15 protein-coding genes are annotated in these 20624 nt (G+C 37.7%); 5 read left to right on the top strand and 10 right to left on the bottom strand.

Annotated elements, in window-relative coordinates:
• Positions 1 to 182 precede the first annotated feature (182 nt).
• The 6 genes from LV704_RS06830 to metG form a co-directional block, all read right to left on the bottom strand.
• Positions 183 to 704, bottom strand: coding sequence for a ferritin (locus LV704_RS06830; RefSeq protein ID WP_163421102.1), 522 nt, complete (start codon positions 702 to 704; stop codon positions 183 to 185).
• Positions 705 to 772: 68 nt separating this feature from the next.
• Positions 773 to 1612 carry a phosphatase PAP2 family protein gene (locus LV704_RS06825; protein WP_163421103.1) on the bottom strand — a complete coding sequence of 280 codons (840 nt, stop codon included), beginning with the start codon at positions 1610 to 1612 and terminating at the stop codon, positions 773 to 775.
• Positions 1613 to 1640: 28 nt separating this feature from the next.
• Positions 1641 to 2543, bottom strand: coding sequence for a histone deacetylase (locus LV704_RS06820; RefSeq protein ID WP_163421104.1), 903 nt, complete (start codon positions 2541 to 2543; stop codon positions 1641 to 1643).
• Between the two features lie 7 nt (positions 2544 to 2550).
• Positions 2551 to 4680, bottom strand: a complete 2130-nt coding sequence (locus LV704_RS06815) for a Tex family protein (protein WP_163421105.1) — start codon at positions 4678 to 4680, stop codon at positions 2551 to 2553.
• Positions 4681 to 4704: 24 nt separating this feature from the next.
• On the bottom strand, positions 4705 to 6033 hold the full coding sequence (locus tag LV704_RS06810) for a hypothetical protein (protein ID WP_163421106.1): 1329 nt from the start codon (positions 6031 to 6033) through the stop codon (positions 4705 to 4707).
• A 128-nt stretch (positions 6034 to 6161) separates the two neighbouring features.
• Complete coding sequence (gene metG, locus LV704_RS06805; RefSeq protein ID WP_163421107.1) at positions 6162 to 8240, bottom strand: methionine--tRNA ligase; 2079 nt, start codon at positions 8238 to 8240, stop codon at positions 6162 to 6164.
• A gap of 164 nt (positions 8241 to 8404) precedes the next feature.
• On the opposite strand from metG, the gene LV704_RS06800 reads away from it, so the two are divergent.
• Entirely contained in the window at positions 8405 to 8569 is a 165-nt protein-coding gene (locus LV704_RS06800) for a hypothetical protein (protein WP_163421108.1), read from the top strand.
• An 87-nt stretch (positions 8570 to 8656) separates the two neighbouring features.
• Here the strand turns inward: LV704_RS06800 and LV704_RS06795 are convergent, their stop codons facing one another.
• On the bottom strand, positions 8657 to 10369 hold the full coding sequence (locus LV704_RS06795) for a DUF1501 domain-containing protein (RefSeq protein ID WP_163421109.1): 1713 nt from the start codon (positions 10367 to 10369) through the stop codon (positions 8657 to 8659).
• 9 nt (positions 10370 to 10378) lie between these two features.
• On the bottom strand, positions 10379 to 11875 hold the full coding sequence (locus LV704_RS06790) for a DUF1800 family protein (RefSeq protein ID WP_163421110.1): 1497 nt from the start codon (positions 11873 to 11875) through the stop codon (positions 10379 to 10381).
• Between the two features lie 169 nt (positions 11876 to 12044).
• On the opposite strand from LV704_RS06790, the gene LV704_RS06785 reads away from it, so the two are divergent.
• From LV704_RS06785 to LV704_RS06770, 4 genes are all read left to right on the top strand, one after another.
• Positions 12045 to 12404 carry a YraN family protein gene (locus tag LV704_RS06785; protein WP_163421111.1) on the top strand — a complete coding sequence of 120 codons (360 nt, stop codon included), beginning with the start codon at positions 12045 to 12047 and terminating at the stop codon, positions 12402 to 12404.
• Between the two features lie 51 nt (positions 12405 to 12455).
• The gene (locus LV704_RS06780) at positions 12456 to 13115 is read left to right on the top strand and encodes an aspartate kinase (protein WP_163421112.1); all 660 of its coding nucleotides are present in this window, start codon (positions 12456 to 12458) and stop codon (positions 13113 to 13115) included.
• A gap of 62 nt (positions 13116 to 13177) precedes the next feature.
• Positions 13178 to 15160: a DUF3352 domain-containing protein gene (locus tag LV704_RS06775; protein WP_163421113.1), complete on the top strand. Its 1983-nt coding sequence runs from the start codon at positions 13178 to 13180 to the stop codon at positions 15158 to 15160.
• 73 nt (positions 15161 to 15233) lie between these two features.
• Complete coding sequence (locus tag LV704_RS06770) at positions 15234 to 16391, top strand: serine hydrolase (RefSeq protein WP_163421114.1); 1158 nt, start codon at positions 15234 to 15236, stop codon at positions 16389 to 16391.
• An 82-nt stretch (positions 16392 to 16473) separates the two neighbouring features.
• On the opposite strand, the gene LV704_RS06765 is transcribed toward LV704_RS06770, so the two are convergent.
• Positions 16474 to 17178, bottom strand: a complete 705-nt coding sequence (locus LV704_RS06765; RefSeq protein ID WP_163421115.1) for a diphthine--ammonia ligase — start codon at positions 17176 to 17178, stop codon at positions 16474 to 16476.
• Between the two features lie 56 nt (positions 17179 to 17234).
• Positions 17235 to 20600 carry a transcription-repair coupling factor gene (gene mfd / locus LV704_RS06760; protein WP_163421116.1) on the bottom strand — a complete coding sequence of 1122 codons (3366 nt, stop codon included), beginning with the start codon at positions 20598 to 20600 and terminating at the stop codon, positions 17235 to 17237.
• Between the last annotated feature and the right edge of the window lie 24 nt (positions 20601 to 20624).

The following is a 20624-nucleotide window of genomic DNA, read 5'->3' as shown; positions in this document are numbered from 1 at the left end:
ACCGTTTATTCTCTCCCTTTTTAAATTTTTTACAGCACTTTGTTTTACAGTTGGTAATGGGCAATTCCTTCAATAAGGCCTTGTTTCTTTTCTTTAGATCCTGTTTCTTTTTTCCCATCGTAATTGCAGATGGTTCAAAAATAGTTATTTTAAATTAATCTAAATAAAAGAATTGTCAAAAATTATTCGCCAGCAGTATTAGAAGCTGCACTTTCAACATTAATCTGTTGTACATCCCTATCAAAAAGGTAGAGGCCACCCTTGTCATTGCCAATTAAATTGATTTTATCCAATACGGTTCTGGCTAAGGCTTCCTCCTCCAATTGCTCCGCTACATACCACTGTAAAAAATTATGCGTGGCATAATCTTTTTCTTCCAAGGTAACATGAACAAGATCATTGATGCTTTTGGATACAAAGATTTCATGCTGATATAACTCTTCAAACATTTTCTGGAAAGAGACAAAGTCCGTCTTTGGCGCTTTTAATGTTGAAATTTTAGCATGTCCTCCACGCTCGTTTACATACTTAACCAATTTTAGCATGTGCATGCGTTCCTCATCAGAATGGCCGTACATAAAACCGGCGATTCCTTCCAAACCTTTTACTTCTGCCCAAGATGCCATGGATAGATATACCTGCGAAGATTCCGCTTCTATTTGTATTTGATCGTTAAGTGCTTTTTCAAGTTTCTTTGATAACATAGCTTGATACGTGTTTAAGATATAAAATTACAAAATGAGTATTTGTAATCTTGATTTTTATTGAAATATTAAAATTGGATGACCAAACCAACAGTATTTGGGGCCAAAGATAGGTTCCAGCTTAGGTCCTTTCCTGTGTTGTTATACTTTTGATCGTATTTTTTATCCAGATACTTATCTATGGATTCTACAATAAAAATACTAAGAACGGTGCTGAAGGCTACATCGGAAACCCAGTGAAAATTATCAACAATTCTAGCAAAACCAGGAATCATTCCCACGGTGTAGATACCAGCTTTTATCCAAGGACTTTTAAATTGTTTTGCAATGGCATATGCATTGGTAAACGCAAGCATGGTGTGCCCAGAAGGAAATGAATCATAATTTTTTTTCCTAGCTATTTGAAAAGGATCATATACACTGGATGGGTCACCACTTTTTGGTCTGGCCCTGCCAATCATACGCGCACTTACCTGCTGCAAAAAGCCAATAGCGGTTGCAGATGAAATCAATAAAACTCCTGTACGTCTCAGCTTTTCATTTTTGGTAAAAAGTCCAGCAAGATAAACTCCTCCGGTAACCATATAATTATTTTGTGGGTTCCCATACTCGTTTCCATAACTCACAAGAAAACTTGGGACATCTTCCCTAAAACCATCCACCCAATTATCCATTTCGTCATCAACCGTAAATAAAAAGGCAGTACCAGCAGTTAAATAACCCAGATGGGACCAGTCTTTACCCTTCCAATGAAAAGGTCTGCTATAGGAATGGCCAACACCTCCAAAGACATTGCCCATATCGTAAGTGAAATTATTCCAAAGGGTTTTTTCCTTTTTGATTTTTAGCTCCTGACCGTTTAGCTGAACAGTAATTAACAGGAGAAAAAGAAATTTGAATGATTGCATAAATGATTGACTGAAAGAACTTGCAAAATTAGGCATAAATATCCTGTGCTACCCTAAAAGTATTGGCATGTGCATCAACAATTATTTTAATATCTGGAGAATAGCCTCCCCCCATACTGCATTGTACGGGAATTTTAGCTTTATGACAAGTTTGAAGTACATAGCGGTCACGCTCCAGACAACCTTCCATAGTCATTCCAAGGGTTCCTAATTTATCCGAAGCAAGGACATCCACACCGCATAGGTAAAAGATAAAATTGGGTCGGACCTTTTCCAATAGTTCTGGGAGAGTTTTTTTTAGTTGCAGTAAGTATGCTTCATCTGTAGTCCCTTTTTCCAATGGAATATCCAAATCGGATATTTCTTTTTTAAAGGGGTAATTTCCTTTTCCGTGCATTGAAAAAGTAAAAACGGAATCGTCACCTTGAAAGATTTCTGCGGTACCATTGCCTTGGTGCACATCTAAATCCACTATTAGAATTCTTTTTCTCAATCCTTTGTTTTGAAGATATCTAGCTCCAATAGCTTGGTCATTGAGCATACAAAAAGCTTCTCCTCGGTTAGAGTAGGCATGGTGGGTGCCTCCAGCAATATTCATTGCTATGCCATGCTTTAAGGCAAACTCGCACCCTTTAATAGTCCCATCTGCTATAATGCGTTCCCGTTGCACCAATTCATCACTCAAAGGAAAACCAATCTTTCTGGCTGCACTTGGTTTAATATCTAGATTGACCAAAGCTTTATAATATTCTGAATCATGCACTGCCAAAATAGGTTCATCACTTGGGATTTCTGGTTGAAAGAAATTATCTTCAATACAAGTGCCTTCATGAAGCAATTGTTGAGGCAATAGCTCATATTTCATCATGGGAAACCGATGTTTATCTGGCAGCGGGTGCTTGTAGATGGGGTGAAAAGCAATTTTGAGCATGATGTGGTCAACCTTTTTTATGCAATGCCAATTGAATGCGTTTTCTTGGCACATCTACATCCAAAACTTTAACCACAATTTGTTGGTGTAAGCTTACGTGGGCATTTACATCTTTGACAAAGGAGTCAGAAAGATTCGATACATGAATGAGGCCACTTTCTTTAATGCCAATATCCACAAAACAACCAAAATTGGTAATGTTATTGACGATTCCTGGCAGTAATTGACCAGGCTGCAAGTCTGTAATTTGTTTAATGTTTTGGTTGAAGGTAAACACTTTGGCTTTTTCCCTACGATCTAATCCTGGTTTTTCCAATTCTTCAAGAATATCCTCCAAGGTTGGCAGTCCAATAGTTTCGGTACAATACGATTTTAGGTCAATGCTTTCCAGTACGGTTTTGTTTCTGATGATATCCGATAATGGAACTCCCTTGTCTTTCGCCATTTTCTGAACAAGACCATAACTTTCTGGGTGCACAGCAGAATCATCCAAAGGGTTTTCACCTTCTTTGATGCGTAAAAATCCAGCTCCCTGTTCAAATGCCTTTCCTCCCAAACGAGGTACTTTTTTAATTTCTGACCTACTTCTAAAAGCACCATTCTCGTTACGATAAGCCACTATGTTTTCGGCAAGTTTGGGACCAATGCCTGACACATAACTAAGTAGGGGAACACTGGCAGTATTGATATTTACACCAACAGAGTTTACACAGCTTTCTACAACAGTGTCCAAGGAGGTTTTTAATTTGGTCTGATCCACATCATGTTGGTATTGCCCAACACCAATGGATTTGGCATCAATCTTTACCAGTTCTGCCAAGGGGTCGGCTAAACGGCGACCAATAGAAACAGCACCTCTAACCGTTACATCATAGTTAGGAAATTCATCCCTTGCAATTTTAGATGCGGAATAGATGGAAGCGCCAGCTTCACTGACCACAAAAACTTCAATCGGATTTTTAAAGTGTATGCGTTTGACCAATTTTTCAGTTTCTCTGGATGCTGTCCCGTTGCCAATGGCAATGGCCTCAATTTTATGGGCATCTACCAAAGAACTTATTTTTTTGATAGCTCCCGAACTATCATTTTGTGGCGCATGTGGATAAATGGTCTCATTATGTTTTAAATCGCCCTGTGCATCCAAACAGACCACTTTACAGCCTGTTCTAAAACCCGGATCAATGGCAAGGATTCGTTTTTCGCCCAAGGGAGCCCCAAGCAATAATTGCTTTAAGTTTTTGGAAAAAACCTGAATTGCATCAGTATCTGCTTTCTCCTTGGTATTTTTTAAAAGTTCGTTGGACAGTGAGGGAAATAAAAGTCGTTTGTAGGCATCGGCGATGGCCAATTCAATGTGTTCGGTGCAGGAATTGTTTGATTTGATGATACGCTTTTCAATATTATCAAGCGCTCTATCATTATCAATTTCAATTTTTATACGGATAAAACCTTCTTTTTCTGCTCTTAGGATAGCTAAAAAGCGATGGGAAGGGCAACGATTTAAGGATTCACTCCAATCAAAATAGTCTCGAAATTTTTGGGCTTTTTCGTCCTCCTTTTTGGTTTTTATCACTTTGGAGGTAATCAAGGCATGTCGCTCTAACTGATTTCTGAGTTGGTTGCGAATATCGGTGCGTTCATTGATCCATTCAGCTATGATATGACGAGCACCTTCCAATGCGTCATCTTCATTCACAATTTCTTTGCTGAGGTATTTGGAGGCAATGAATTCAATCTCATCGCTTCGTTGTGCCATGATGATTTTGGCCAAAGGCTCCAAACCATTTTTACGAGCAATCTCTGCTTTTGTTTTCTTGCTTTTTTTGAAAGGGAGGTAAAGATCTTCCAAAGTGGTAAGATCAATGCAATTTTGAAACTTTGCTTGGAGTTCTGGGGTAAGGAGTCCTTGCTCCTCAACTGCTTTTATAATGGCAGCTTTTCGTTTTTCCAAAGCCTCAAAGTCGGTTTTGAATTTTACGATTTCCCCAACCTGAACCTCATCTAAATTGCCAGTGCGTTCTTTCCGATACCTAGATATAAAGGGAATGGTACAATCTTCATTTAATAATGCAACGGTATTTTCAATGCTTTTTTCTGAAAGCTGCGTTTTTTTTAAGATGTAGGGGATGAGTTGCATTTGGGTTTTATTCTAAGAAATATTCTAGTGTTCAAATTTCATTAAGGTATAACTCTTCTCCTTCTTATTATAAAAGCCATAAACAAAGAAATCATCCATTTTAAAAATCGTTTCAAGTTTTAATTTCTTTTTCAAAACAGAGTTTTTTAAATAGCTGGATTTTAATGAAATTCTGTCAAATACATTGTTTTGAGCTTTTTGAGCTATATGCTCAAGCGTTTTACTATTAAATAACGATTGAGTAAATATGGAAGACTTACCTTTTAAATAAGAGTGGTATGCTTGGAATACTGGAATTGTTGATATTCCAATAGGAGACATAGAGGATGAAGAGCCAAAATGTGTACCACCTACTGGGATTCTAACTTCTTTTGAACCACCGATTGTAACATCTGTAAGCTTTTTGGTTTGTAGCACATAAACGCCAACATTATATTTTGATAATTTTCTTAAAAAGTCTTTTGTGCTTTTTATCTCGGTTCGATTATTTAAAGTTCTAGAATTAAAAAAATTGGGGATTCGTGATTCCCCTTCTTCATAGAATGGAGAGTTTTTAAAGAAAAATTCTTCATCTTTCTTAACTGAATACTCAGTAATTTTCCCCTGAGTTTTCAAATCATGGATACTTAACACCAAAAATTCACTAGAAACTAAAAGTTGGAATAATCTGTTACCACTAATAAATGAATTGGATTTTTTTGTGGCTGAAGCTCCAATGTTTTCAATGAAAAATGAATTATTTGATTCATTTTCAAGATTTAGGCTAAGAATTTGTGTTCTATCAGTTTTGTGGTTAAGCGTAACAGTTATAGAATCATCCTTTGGATAGATTTTGATTTTTTTGGAAACAATCTCCAAGGAGTATGGAATATTATCCTCAATTACTTCAGTATTATCTTTATCTAATAGGTTGCTTAAAGGAACAACATTACCGTTTTTGTTGTAAAACGTATGATTGGATAAGTCGTAAACTACTTTATTATGTCCTGCCTTTTCAAAGGAATATGCATTAATGATTGATTTTCCTTCAATGTAAGAAAGCAGGTAAAATTGATTCTTGTAATTGATAGTGGAAAGAAACCGCTCTCTGTTGTCAAAACCCAAATCAAATTGTTTTAGAAAAAGTTTCTCCCCTTCTTTAATAGACATGAGAAAAAATCCGTCACTTCTATAATTTGAAAAATACAGATTAATGCTGCTATCACTTCCAACATTAAATCCTTGAATTTTAGGGAATGTCTCTGGAGGTTTAGGAAAAGTTTTTTCAATTTTTTCCGTATCATTATTGAATATAACCTGAGTAATCTCTTTACTGTCAACGAAAAATATATTGGGACGTCCATTGTTGTCCACTACGGTCATAGTTTCCTTTAAATCAGGAAAACTTAATGCGACTTCTACCTTTCCAAATATCTCTTGCGAAAAAGATAACTTGTAAATAATGAGAGAGGCAATTATGGTAAATGTAAAACGCATGAATTTTAATTAATGGTTTCCCCATTCCCAACGCTATCTTCATCAGGATTTACAAATACCAATTTCCCCTCTTGGTTTTCAGTCATCAGAATCATGCCTTCACTTTCTACGCCGCGAAGTTTTCGTGGCGCTAGATTCACCAAAACAGTTACTTTTTTACCTACAATCTCTTCAGCGGTAAAGCTTTCGGCAATTCCAGAAACGATGGTACGAGTATCCAAACCTGTATCCACTTTTAACACCAGAAGTTTGTTTGCTTTCGGCATTTTTTCAGCTTCAACAATGGTACCTACACGCATATCCAGTTTGGTAAAGTCATCAAAGGTGATGGTGTCTTTTTGAGGTATGATTTCTTTCTCCATTTGTTCGTTGGCTTTTTTGGTTGCTTCCAGCTTTGCTAACTGTGCTTCAATTTCTTTGTCTTCCACCTTTCGGAACAACAATTCACTTTTATTGATTTGATGACCTGAGGGAAGGAGAGTATCCGCGGTGCCCACATTTTCCCAGCTAAGGGTCTCGACTGTGCTCGGCCCGACATTTAGGATGTTTTTGAGTTTATTGGAGGTGAATGGTAAAAACGGCTCACTTAATATGGCCAAACCAGTTGCTATCTGAAGGGCGACAAACATCACGGTTTTTACACGTTCTTCATCAGTTTTTATGAGCTTCCAAGGTTCCTCGTCCGCCAAATATTTGTTTCCCAATCTTGCCAAATTCATCAACTCTTGGCTGGCCTCTCGAAATCGGTAGCGCTCAAGAGAACTTGAAAGTATTTCAGGAAAACCCTTTAGAGTATCAAGTGTTTGTTTGTCAATTGCCGAAAGCTCGCTAGGAGAAGGGACAATACCATCATAATATTTATGGGTAAGTACTGTCACTCGATTGATGAAATTCCCAAAGATGGCTACTAGTTCATTGTTGTTTCTAGCTTGAAAATCCTTCCAGGTAAAGTCGTTGTCTTTTGTTTCTGGAGCATTAGCCGTCAAGGTATACCTGAGCACATCTTGCATATCTGGAAATTCTTCTAAATATTCATGCAACCAGACCGCCCAGTTTTTAGAGGTAGATAGCTTATTGCCTTCTAAATTTAAAAACTCGTTGGCAGGTACGTTTTCTGGCAATACAAAATCGCCATGTGCTTTAAGCATACTAGGGAAAATGATACAATGGAAAACGATATTGTCCTTTCCAATAAAATGGAGCAGTTTGGTGTCCTTATCTTTCCAATACGGTTCCCAATCTTTTCCTTCTCTTTCTGCCCATTCTTTTGTAGATGATATGTAGCCTATAGGAGCATCGAACCATACGTACAATACCTTGCCTTCGCCACCCTCAACAGGAACTGGAATCCCCCAATCTAAATCCCGTGTAACGGCCCGTGGTTTTAAGCCATCATCTATCCAAGACTTGCATTGACCATAAACGTTGGGTTTCCAATCGTTTTTATGGTCTTTTAAAATCCATTCTTTTAAGAAACTTTCGTAGCGATCCAGAGGTAAGAACCAATGTTTGGTTTTCTTTAATGTTGGTACATTACCGGTAATGGCAGATTTTGGATTTATTAAATCGGTGGCATTCAAAGAGGAACCACAATTTTCGCATTGATCCCCGTAAGCCTCTTCATTACCACATACTGGACAGGTTCCCACAACGAACCTGTCTGCTAAAAATTGTTGGGCCTCTTCATCATACAATTGCTCGGTTACTTCTTCTATAAAATCTCCCTGATTATATAACTTCTCAAAAAAATCTGATGCTGTTTTATGGTGAATCTCCGCCGAAGTACGGGAATAATTATCCATCGAAATTCCGAAATCAACAAATGATTTTTTGATGATCTTGTGATACTTGTCAATAATCTCTTTTGGAGAAACTCCCTCTTTCTTGGCCTTCATGGGAATGGCGACCCCATGTTCATCACTACCACAAATAAAAGCAACATCGTGTCCTTTTAAACGTAAATAGCGAGAATAGATATCTGCAGGAACATAAACACCGGCCAAATGCCCAATATGAATTGGTCCATTAGTGTAGGGTAGTGCTGCCGTTATGGTATATCTTGATGGAGAAGTAGTCTCAGACATGAATCAATTTAATTAAGCCCCAAAAATACTGAATTTCATTCGAGTGATTCTATCCTTTTGGGGACTTGTTGAGAGGCATACAGATATCGAAAAATGTAGTTTTTAAAAAAAAGAGGACTGGATAATCAGTATATTGTAAGAATACACATACAAAGTATTATTAGATGAGTACAGGTAACCCCAAGAAGTTCAAAAATCTTGAAAAATTCAAAGGAGTTTTAAAAGAAGAGAAAAAAGAAGAAGTAACCCGAGTATACAAGGACAAAAATCATGAAGTGAAAAAAGCCTTGGCATTTAAAACGGATAAGGATAAACCAAAATTGACGTAAAAAGGAAACCTCCGAATCATGCAGCTCTTACTTGGGGTGGGGAGTTGCACTATCGGAGGAATCTGGAATGTATACGTTACGACTAGTCTACATGATCATTACGGATTTACTCATTTTTTCGTCTCCCACTGAGATTCTATAGATATATTTTCCTGTGGACAGACTATCTCTCATTCGTTCCCTAATATTAATTTCAGCGGAACCTTCCAGCATCATTTCATTGAAAACAGTACCTACATTCTGACCCAGGATATTATACAGTTGAATATCAACATGGGCCGCAACAGGCATTTCCAAATAAATATGTGGAGTGCGATCAGTTGGATAGTAAGGTCTATGGACAATTGTTGCCAATGCATCTGGATCTGGATCCATACCATCTGGGCTAGGGGGCGTATCTGGTAATGTTGGTGGATCACTATCCATTGCAATATCATCAAAGACTTCACCACTACAGTTGAAACCTAAGTCTACGGCCTGATATGGATAACCCAATAAATGACGCTCAACAGCTTCTCTTGGAACACACAACCATTCTGCTAGGACCGTACCGTAGAGATTTCTAAAATCCATAGTATGTTCTAGGTTTCCACGCCCATTGGCATCTTCCAATGAAGGGTGGTCGCCAATAAAAGCACTTCCACTTAATCCTGACCCAAAGAACAGGGTGGGTGCGGCTTTTCCGTGATCGGTACCGTTAGAACCGTTTTCGAAAATTCTACGACCAAACTCGGAAAAAGTCATGCTCAATACCTTTTCATCTTGTTGGGTAAAGGCAAGGTCTTCATAGAAGTTGTTGATGGCAATGGAAAGATTTGTCATTAATCTTTCATGAGCGAGGGGTTGATTACCGTGAGTATCAAATCCACCCATAGAAATCATATATACTTTTGTACCAAGATTACCTTTGATCAATCTGGCCAACAAAGCTAATTGCCTTGCAAAACCATTGTCTTGATATTCTACTTGATTCTGACCTAACTGTGCAGCTTCAAAAATTTTACCAGCGTAAATTTCAGTTGTGTTGGCAACACCTCTCAAAAATTTGAGTTGGTCACCATACATACAATTGTCAAAAAGTGTTGGGTCTAAGCTGTAGTATTCACCATCATCAGCGATACGCTCTAATTGATCAACATTATTGGTTACAAAAGCATAGTTGGTTTGCTCACCTTGAAAAACCAAGTTGGCCAAATTACCAATTTGGATGGCTGCTGGGGATTCTGGTGGATTCATCAAGTAATCTGGGAAACATTCTTCAAAATGTCTTCCCATCCAACCGGTTCTCTCCCCAGTAAAATTGGTAGTACTTAAATCTGTGTTGGCAAAAATATCCGACCCTGTAAAATGGGACAGACTTTGACCGTCATAACCGACTCCGTGTACTGCTTTAAACTGACCTTCACCCCAAAGAGGCTCCAAGGCATTCATATAAGTAGGTACGCCGAAATCATCAGTAAGTTTTAGGACTTTACTTTCTGGAATGTAGATATTTGGCCTTGCATTAGCATAAGTATCATATTGTTGTATTGGGATTACAGTACTTAGTCCGTCGTTACCTCCAGATAACCTTATCAATATTAATATATTATCGGTCTCTGCGTCTGCGACAGCAGAAGTTAAAGGTGAAGGAGCTGAAGCTGAAACTAAATTACTTCCCAAGAACATAGAACCCGATCCTGCTATACCCAATGCTTGGATAAAGGAACGCCTGCTCCATGTTTTGTGTTCTAAATCGTGGCCATCATGTTCTAGGCCTTTGTGTGGTGTTGTATCGTGAGTATGATGAGTATCGCACATAATGTAAGGTTATTTAAGTTGAAATTCGGGTTGTCTTGCCAAATGTTGTATTAACAGGTACACCTGAAAATCTGTATTTTCAAGTGTCATGTTCCAGGAACCATCTTCAAACATGTTTGTGTCTTCAAAAGGTTCTCTAAAAACAGTAATGGCAGCATCATATTCAACCTCCTCTAAAAGTCCTTTGGGAGTTAATCTATCAATTATAGCCCTAGCTACTACTGATGGGTCGTTTTCAGTATTTCCATTAGCTCCCGCCGCATTGGTAGCGTCGATTCCAAAAGTTCTAAATTGATCTGGATTGGCTTGATAGAAACGATCAACAAAAACCTCTGATGTCAACCAACGACCAATCATAAAGTTGGTGTTGATCCATTCGCGATCTCTTTGCCAACCTGCTACATCAAATGGATCAAACATAGTCTGTCCAATCATTCTAGAAGCATCAATAACATTTAAAACAGTGCTATCATCATAGGTAAATCCAGTTTCTTTAATTAGGCCCATATAGAGGTCAAACGGACTCTTTATGATAACACCAATAGCGGTTTCATCAAAGAAGTGTTGACTTTTAAATAGTTGTGATAGTACCGGTGCAATTTCAAAATTATTAGAAACAAAAGTTTGGGCCAAACCATTTATAATGTCAGGGGCATTACCTCCTTGATCATTGGTTGAATCTGGATGTACAAAGAACTCATATAGTTTTTTGCAAATAAAGCCCGCTATTTCATTGACTCTTTCAGTAAATAAGATATTGTGAACATCATCATAACCCCAGTTCCCTGTTTGACCAAAAATAGTTTTGTTCTCTGTATTGAAATCATCAGGATCAAAAGTTACCTGAGTACAACCTTCTTCACCGCGGTTGGTATATCCCGAAAGTGCTTTGGCTGTCTCAATGATATCTTCTTCGGTATATCCATTACCTTCACCTAAGGTAAAGAGCTCATATAGCTCACGCCCGTAGTTTTCATTTGGGTTGTTACCTCGGTTTCTTACACCATCCAAATAATAAAGCATGGCACTTGTTAGCCCTATTTCGCTAACAAAAGTTCTAAAGTTTCCTAGGGAATTTCGTTGTAGACAATTAATATAATAGTACAGAAAGGAACTACAGTCATAAACATCCAATTCGGTAACAAAATGGTTGCTCCAAAAGAAACTCATTCTGTCTCGTAAATTATTGTCCAATAAAGAATTGCCATAGGCAATGGAAAACTCTTCCTGTTGGGCTCTTCTTACTTGTCTTGCTAAATCGTCGTCAGCGGGATAATCCGCATTGGTCCAATCTGCCCATAAGGGAGCTGGGATTGGTGGCATAGCAAGAGCCTGATTTACTAAATTGTCCACAAGAGTGCCGGCCGTTTGTCCAACAGCGGCATTAATGGTTTGTATTGAGGCACTAAAACCAAGCCTCCTATACAAATGGGCAGCACGCAACTCATCCAATGGAGTAGTATACGGCGCCAAAGTTGAGGAATTACAATTAATGAAGTACTCCATAGCAATGTCTGGCGTTAATTAGGTCCATAGTTTTGGGGCAACTATATGTTTAGTTAACGTTGGGTGTGGTTCAATTCAGCCAACAAATTACAATCTAAACGCTGTTTTTGCCTTGAACTACCAAATTTTTCGATGAACTGCACATATTTTTTAATATTTTTCAAGATTCATGGGAAAACATAATGAATTTGGGAAGCTTGGAGAGCAAAAAGCAGTTGATTTTTTACTTGCAACAGGTTATGAAATCCTTTTTAGGAACTATCGTTATCTAAAAGCTGAGGTTGATATCATCGCCAAAAAAGGTGAAGAACTTGCTATCATAGAAGTTAAATCTAGGACCACAGGATTTTTCACGGCTATTTCAGATACCATAACTCCTAAAAAAATCAAACTTTTAACTATGGCAGCAGACCATTATGTTCTAGAAAAAGATTTAGACGTTCAAGTGCGATTTGATATTATTACCATAATAAAGAAAGGAGAGAAATTTGAGGTTGAACATTTGAAAGATGCGTTCTATCATTTTTAACCATTTGTTTTATTTGTAACAATATGTTATTTTTGCTTAAAACCACCATCCATGAAAACCATATCTGCAGTAGTTGAACATTATATTAAAAAGAAGCCTTTCTTACAAAGTGCATTAGCACAGGGAATAATCAACCTTACGTCATTGTCCAGACAGATAAAACCTGAGATATCTGATGCGTTGGGAAAAGATGTAAAGGATGGTGCTATTGTAATGGCACTTAAAAGACTATCCGATGATCTCGAATTTAGGGCTACCCATAAAATTGTAAAAGTTCTCAAGAACATTGGAGAAATTACGGTACGCTCTTCCTTAACAGATTATACATTTTTGGCTTCGGATACTATTTTGGGACAACAAGCGAGACTCTTGCAGGAAGTGAATGCCAATCAAGATGTGTTTTATACTTCTTCTAGAGGAGTCAATGAGATTAATATCGTTATCAGTAATCTTATGGATGGAGTGGTAGAAAAGTATTTTAAACATGAACGCTGTACCCAAAAAGCTGAAAACTTATCATCGATTACTGTAAAATTACCTGCGGAAAATGTCTCGGTACCGGGAATCTATTATTTTATCTTTCAGCGTTTGGCCTGGGAAGGTATTGTTTTGTACGAGGTTATTTCAACAACCAATGAGTTCACCATTTTGGTAAATGAAGAGCAAGTTGATGTAGCGTTTAAGACCATCAAGGATTTGAAATCGCTATAAGAATAAAAGGGATAGACTAAATTATTCGCTTTTTCGTTGTTAGAAAAGACACTTCTCTACCAATGGTAAAAAAAAGATTTCTCTTTGCCTTACTTGCATTACTGCTCATTTATATTGGCTACCTTTTATATATCTTGGTTTTATCTCCAAAAACCAATTTGCAATCCATTTATTTGATTCCTAGGGATGCAGTTTTCGTAATTGAATCTGAAAAACCGGTAGAAAGTTGGCAGAAAGTTAGCGAAAGTGATGCTTGGCATCATCTTCAAAACAACGGCTATTTCGCGGAGTTGACAGAAAACATTCAGAAGGTAGATACCGTATTTAACAACAACCATAAGTTGTTTGAATTTTTTGATGGACGATCTCTATTTATTTCCATCCATATGGTTTCTGAAAAGGATTATGGTATTTTTTATGTACTTGACCTAAAGCGAATCGCTAAGCTAAAATTGCTTAAAACCTATTTGAACACATTGCTCAATGATAGTTACTCTCTGAGCAAACGTAACTATCATAACCATGAGATTTTGGAAGTATATGATCGTAAGAGCAAAGAGACCATGTACCTATCTTTTGTAAAAAACCAATTAGTGGCCTCTTATACGCATACCTTGGTGGAAGCCTCTATTGACCAATACCAAGAACCATTGCTGGGGAGGAATTTGAATTTTATCGAGGTCAACAAAAAAGTAGGATATGAAGATTTGTTCAGATTATATCTGCAATACGACTTTTTGGATAACTATTACAAACGCTTTTCAAATAAACCCAGTGATTGGGTAAATCGGATAAGTGAGAATTTTTTGTTCTCTGGATTTAGTTTTGACCTGGACAAGAATAGCACCATTACCGCTAATGGGTACACCAATATCAGTTCAACCAATCATAATTATTTAGAAGCACTTCAAAAATCCGGTAAAGCCCAACGAACAGTTCCTAGCATAGCGCCCAAGAGGACCGCATTATATGTTAGTTATGGCTTTGATAGCTTTTCAGAGTTTTATGAGAATTTTGAAACAGTCCAGAAGGATAGTCCTGAGCAGTTTGATACGTACCAAGAAGGGATTGAAAAAGTGGAGAAATTCCTTAAGATAGATGTAAAGGAAAATTTTATAAGTTGGATCGGTGATGAGATAGCATTGCTTCAAATTAAATCTGAAATTTCAAAAGGGAAAAACGACCTTGCCTTGGTATTAAAAGCTAATGCCATTGAGGATGCCAAAACCAATTTGGATTTTGTACTTAAACAAATCAAAAAGAAAACTCCCGTAAAGTTTAAAACGATTACCTATAAAGAGCATGAAATTAATTTCCTTTCCATAAAAGGGTTCTTTAAAATCTTATTGGGAAATCGGTTTAAAGAATTTGACAAACCCTATTTTACACTTATAGATCAATATGTAGTATTTAGCAATAATCCCAATACACTAAAAAGTATTATTGATGATTTTACGGTTAAAGAAACCCTGTCTTCTTCTAAAGATTTTAAGGACTTTGACAAAAACTTCAAAAGTGAGTCCAGTCTATATGTGTACAGCAATATTCCAGTTTTGTATGATAATATGTATTCGTTGGCTGATAGTTCTACTCGCATACAACTACGAAAGAATAAAGATTTTATTATTTGTTTCCCTCAGGTAGGATTTCAATTAACACCGGATGACAACCTATTTGAAAGTAGGCTGGTAGTCAACTATCAAAATGTGGAAGAGGTAAAAACCAAGTCCCAATTTCAGGAAGGTGCAGGTATTTTAAAAAGTAAGGTTCAATCACCAAAAACCAAAGAGATTACCGACGCAGTTTTTAACTTAAAACCTATTTACCCAACAGACTTGAATGCAAAAACATTCATAAAAAAATACACCAATGGGGCTGTAAAATTTGAGGTAGAATTAAAAGATGGCCTTAAACATGGTCGTTATCACGAGTTCTATTCCAATGGCAATGAAAAAATAACGGGACGGTTCAAAAAAGACGAACAAGTAGGTACATGGCGGTATTTTGATACTGCTGGAGCGTTGGTAAGGAAGAAGCGTTTTTAAGATATTCATTAAAGCATTTCAAGATGTAACTTGCAATTAGTAACTTCATTTCCCAAACTAAGAGTTACTATACATGAAGAATGTTGCCCATCTAATCGTATTGCTTGTTTTTACATTATCTGCACATTTTGGCGTGTGTCAAGATGTTTACTTTCCAGAACGCAATGCCGTTTGGAAAGAAGCTTCCAAAAATCAATTTTCCTTTAATGAAAACAAATTGCAAGTGGCGGTCGATTTTGCCAATGCAAATGAATATTCTGGTTCTAAAGATTTGCGCCGAGCAATCTTAAAAGGATTTCAGAGGGAACCTTTTCATGAAGTTTTAGGACCAACTAAAAAACGGGGAGGACCAGCAGGAATGATTCTGAAGAATGGCTATTTACTTGCTTCTTGGGGAGATACCAAAAGAGTTGATATGACTTTTAGTGTTACCAAGAGTTTTCTATCCACTATGGCCGGTTTGGCGGCGGATAAAGGGTTGATTTCAAGTACCGATGATAAAGTAGGGGAGTACATCTGGGACGGCACTTTTGATGGACGACATAATAGTAAGGTAAGCTGGGAACATCTTTTGCAGCAAAACTCAGATTGGTCTGGAGAACTATGGGGTCTTAAAGATTGGGCAGATAGACCACCAAAAGAAGGTGATTTGGATGACTGGAAATTTAGAAAACTCAATGAGCCTGGTACCGTAATGGAATACAATGATGTTAGGGTAAATGTGCTATCCTACTCCCTTACCCATGTTTGGCGCAAACCTATGCCCATGGTCTTAAAAGAACATCTTATGGATAAGATAGATGCCTCTACTACTTGGCGCTGGTATGGTTATGACCATGCTTGGACGGAAGTTGATGGCATTAAAATGAAATCCGTAACAGGAGGTGGACATTCGGGTGCTGGACTATTTATAAACACAGAAGACATGGCCCGTTTTGGATTGGTATTCCTTAATAATGGCCGTTGGAAAAGTGAGCAATTATTGAGCGAAGACTGGATTGCCAAAGCAACAGAGCCTTCAGTTCCCAATGTAAATTATGGTTATATGTGGTGGTTGAATCAGAAAGGCCCGCGCCATTGGGAGGGAGTTCCTGAACATCTATTTTATGCGGCCGGTTTTGGAGGTAATTTTATTGTGGTGGACCAAAAGACCGGACTCATGTTGGTAACACGATGGTTGGAACCCAATAAAATTGGTGAATTTGTGAAGCTAGTCTACGACGCATTTTAGGTAAAATATGCGCTATCAAAATGATTTTTTGTCACACTGAGCTTGTTGAAGTGTGATGGAGAAAGAATGAGAATAGATTACTTTATTTCAGTGTAATATCACAAAATCCAAATTTGATGTTCTTGGTTTTGTCAGAAGGATCATCATAGGTTTTATATACTTTTTCTCCGACCTCAAACGCAATGGGATTTGTAAAAATGGGACCATCAAAGCAGAATGTATGGAACTCCCCATGCTCTCCACAGGGATCTACATCTTCAGGTAGTTGATTTATAAGCTCCAAGGACAATTCTTTCCCAAGAAAAGAGGTGTCCAGTTTTGAACTGTTGATACAAACAATCACTGCCTTAAAACCCAATTCTAGAAACTCATGTATTAAATCTTTAGTGTCTCTTTTCCAAAGTGGAAAGATGGCCTTGATATCATATTTTGCCAGCATTTGCTCCCGATACTGTTTTAGATCCTCCAAAAAAATATCGCCAAATACCGTTTGGGTATACCCTACTGCTTTAAGTTGTTTGATTTTATCTCCCATTAAACCATTGTACTCTTCCATGGAAGGGTTTTCCGGAACTTCAAGAATATCCAGAGGAATACCAATTTCTGCTGCTTGGGCTTCTAAAACCTCCTTGCGAAGCCCATGCATAGAAACCCTGTTGTAATGTGAGTTCACCGTTGTCAACAAACAATCAATTTCTAAATCATTTTGTTGTAGTAAATGGTAAAGGGCCAAAGCGGAATCCTTTCCAGAACTCCAGTTAAAATAGGTTTTGGGTTTTTGGGCCATAAATCGAAGGTATTGTTTTGTATTGTGTTAGAAACCTAAGCCAAGGGTGCAAAAAATCAAAGTTCTGCTTCTTGCTTTATATTCAATGGTAAAAGAATATTCAACGCTTTCTCCACGCTTGTAACCCCATCAAAAACCAACAACAACCGCAATCCGTTACGGGTTTGTTTTTCTTTTAATTGACAAATTTTTGGGTTGGCTTGAACGTATTGTAGCACATGTGTAAAAACGCTACTTTGATAGAATTCGGATTGTTGGTCGGCAATAAAATAACCCAAGAACTTTCCTTGTTTTAGAATTACACGTTCCAAACCAATACTATTGGCAATCCATTTAATACGAACAGAGTTTAATAAGTCCACTGCCTGAGTAGGCAAATCGCCAAAGCGATCGACCAATTCCCCTTCATATTTTTGAAGCTCAACCTCATCCGCTACTCCATTTAGTTGGGTATACAGATTTAGTCGCTCTGTAATGTTGTTAATGTAATCATCTGGGAAAAGCAATTCAAAATCGGTATCCAGCTGCGTGTCTTTTACGTATGCTTTTTCCTGTTTGCCCTCCACCTCTTCATAGAGTTCTTTAAACTCATTTTCTTTGAGTTCCTCAATGGCTTCAGCCAATATTTTCTGATAGGTTTCAAAACCAATTTCGTTGATAAATCCACTTTGTTCACCACCCAACAAATCACCTGCACCACGAATTTCCAAATCTTTCATGGCAATGTTAAAACCACTTCCCAGTTCCGTAAATTGTTCCAAAGCTTCAATACGTTTGCGAGCATCTGGTGTCATTACATCGTAAGGTGGGGTAATAAAGAAACAAAAGGCCTTTTTATTGCTTCGACCTACACGTCCACGCATTTGATGAAGATCGCTCAATCCAAAATTATTGGCGTTATGGATAAAGATGGTATTGGCGTTGGTAACATCCAATCCACTTTCCACAATGGTGGTAGAAACCAAAACATCAAATTCTCCATTCATAAAAGCAAGCATCAACTGCTCCAGTTTTTTACCTTCCATTTGCCCATGACCAATGCCTATTTTGGCATCTGGAACGAGACGTTGAATCATTCCGGCGACCTCTTTTATATTTTCAATTCGGTTATGGATAAAAAAGACCTGTCCGCCACGTTGAATCTCATAGGAAACAGCATCTCGAATGATTTCTTCTTGAAACCGGATTACTCTACTTTCAATAGGGTAACGGTTGGGTGGAGGTGTATTGATAACAGAAAGGTCGCGAGCGGCCATTAAACTAAACTGCAAAGTCCTCGGAATTGGCGTGGCGGTCAAGGTCAAAACATCTACATTTTCTTTAATGGATTTGAGCTTATCCTTCACGGCGACCCCAAACTTTTGTTCCTCATCTACAATGAGTAATCCCAAATCTTTAAATTGTACACTCTTATTTACCAGTTGGTGTGTGCCAATGATAATATCGATTTTCCCGGCAGCTAATCTTTCATGGATATCCCGTTTTTCTTTTGCCGTTCTAAAACGATTTAAATAGTCAACAGTGACAGGCATTTCTTTAAGTCGCTCTTTGAATGTTCTGCTATGTTGAAATGCCAAAATGGTAGTGGGCACCAGTATAGCGACTTGCTTGCCATTGTCAACCGCTTTAAAGGCGGCACGGATGGCAATTTCTGTTTTACCAAAGCCAACATCCCCACATATTAGGCGATCCATGGGGCGCTCGCTCTCCATATCTCTTTTTACATCTTGTGTGGATTTTTCTTGGTCTGGAGTATCCTCATAAATAAATGAAGCTTCCAGTTCATGTTGTAAATAACTATCAGGATCGTATTGAAATCCTTTCTCCAAACGGCGCTTTGCATAAACTTTAATAAGGTCAAATGCAATTTTTTTGACCCTACTCTTTGTTTTTTGCTTTAACTTCTTCCATGCGGCCGAGCCTAGTTTATAAATCTTGGGAGGAGCCCCATCCTTACCATTGAACTTTGATATTTTGTGTAACGAGTGAATGCTTACATAGAGAATGTCTCGCTCGCCATACATCAATTTTATAGCTTCTTGTTTTTTACCTTCTACATCTATTTTTTGAAGCCCCCCGAACTTACCAATGCCATGGTCAATATGGGTTACATAATCGCCAATTTCCAACTTATTCAGTTCTTTAAGCGTGATGGCCTGTTTTTTTGCGTAGCCATTCTTTAGTTGGAATTTGTGATAGCGCTCAAAAATTTGATGATCGGTATAACAGGCAAGTTTTAAATCATGGTCAATAAAACCCTGGTATAATGGAAAGACTATAGTTTTGTAATGAACCGTTTTCTCTACTTCATCAAAAATGTCATGAAAACGTTTTGCTTGTTGTTCCGTGGAACAGAAAATGTAATTGGTAAAACCTGCCTCGTGATTTTCGTTGATGTTTTCAATAAGCAAGTCAAACTTCTTATTGAAAGAAGGCTGAGGTTTGGTGTTGAAAGTCACATCGAGCGCAGGCGAGATGTCTTGTTTTATACTACTATCCAATTCAACCAAACCAAAATCCTGTAATTGGGATTTTAACAACCCAGAGTTCACAAAAAGTTCTTCTGGTTTGGCATGTTTAATTTCTTCACTAAGCTTTTTAAAACTCTCCTCTGCTTTCTCAAAAAAGGAATCTATCCTGTCATAGACCAGATTCAAGTTCTTTGAAAAAACCACAGTTTTTGGTGAGATATATTTTAAAAAACTTTCACGGGATTCCTGTAAAAATTTGTTTTCAACATTTGGGATAACAGTAATTCGCTTTACTTTTTCTGTGGATAATTGTGTTTCTACATCAAAAGTTCTGATACTTTCTACCTCATCTCCAAAAAACTCAATACGGTAGGGTTCATCGTGGGAAAAAGAAAAGACGTCCACGATACCACCCCGTACAGAAAATTCACCAGGTTCTGTTACAAAATCTACACGTTTAAATTGGTATTCAAAAAGCACCTCGTTCAAAAAATCAAGAGATAGGGTATCCTCCAACTTAATTTTTAAAGTGTTTTTGTCCAGTTCTTTTCTGGTGACCACTTTTTCAAAAAGGGCATCTGGGTAGGTGACGATGACAGCGGGTCTTTTCCTGGAATTTATACGGTTTAAAACCTCTGCCCTTAGAAGAACATTGGCATTATCGGTTTCTTCAATTTGATAAGGTCGGCGATAACTGCCTGGATAAAAAAGGACATCATTTTCGCCGATCAATTGCTCTAGATCATTAAGGTAATAGGCTGCTTCCTCCTTATCATTCAATAAAACAAGAAAAGGCAATTCTCCCGATTTAAAAATATCAGCAATGGCAAAAGATAGTGCTGAGCCGGTAAGGCCCTTTATGTTGATTTTTTCAATTTGAGCAATGGAATTCCTCAGTTTCCTAAGTTGTGGAGACTGTTCAAAAAGTTGGGAAACGGAGGCTTTGGTCAATCCAAAAACTTTGTGGCAAATATA

Origin of the sequence: Flagellimonas sp. CMM7 (assembly GCF_021390195.1) — a bacterium.
In the GTDB taxonomy this organism is placed as follows: Bacteria; Bacteroidota; Bacteroidia; order Flavobacteriales; family Flavobacteriaceae; genus Flagellimonas.
This window is presented reverse-complemented; position numbering and strand designations above follow the sequence as displayed.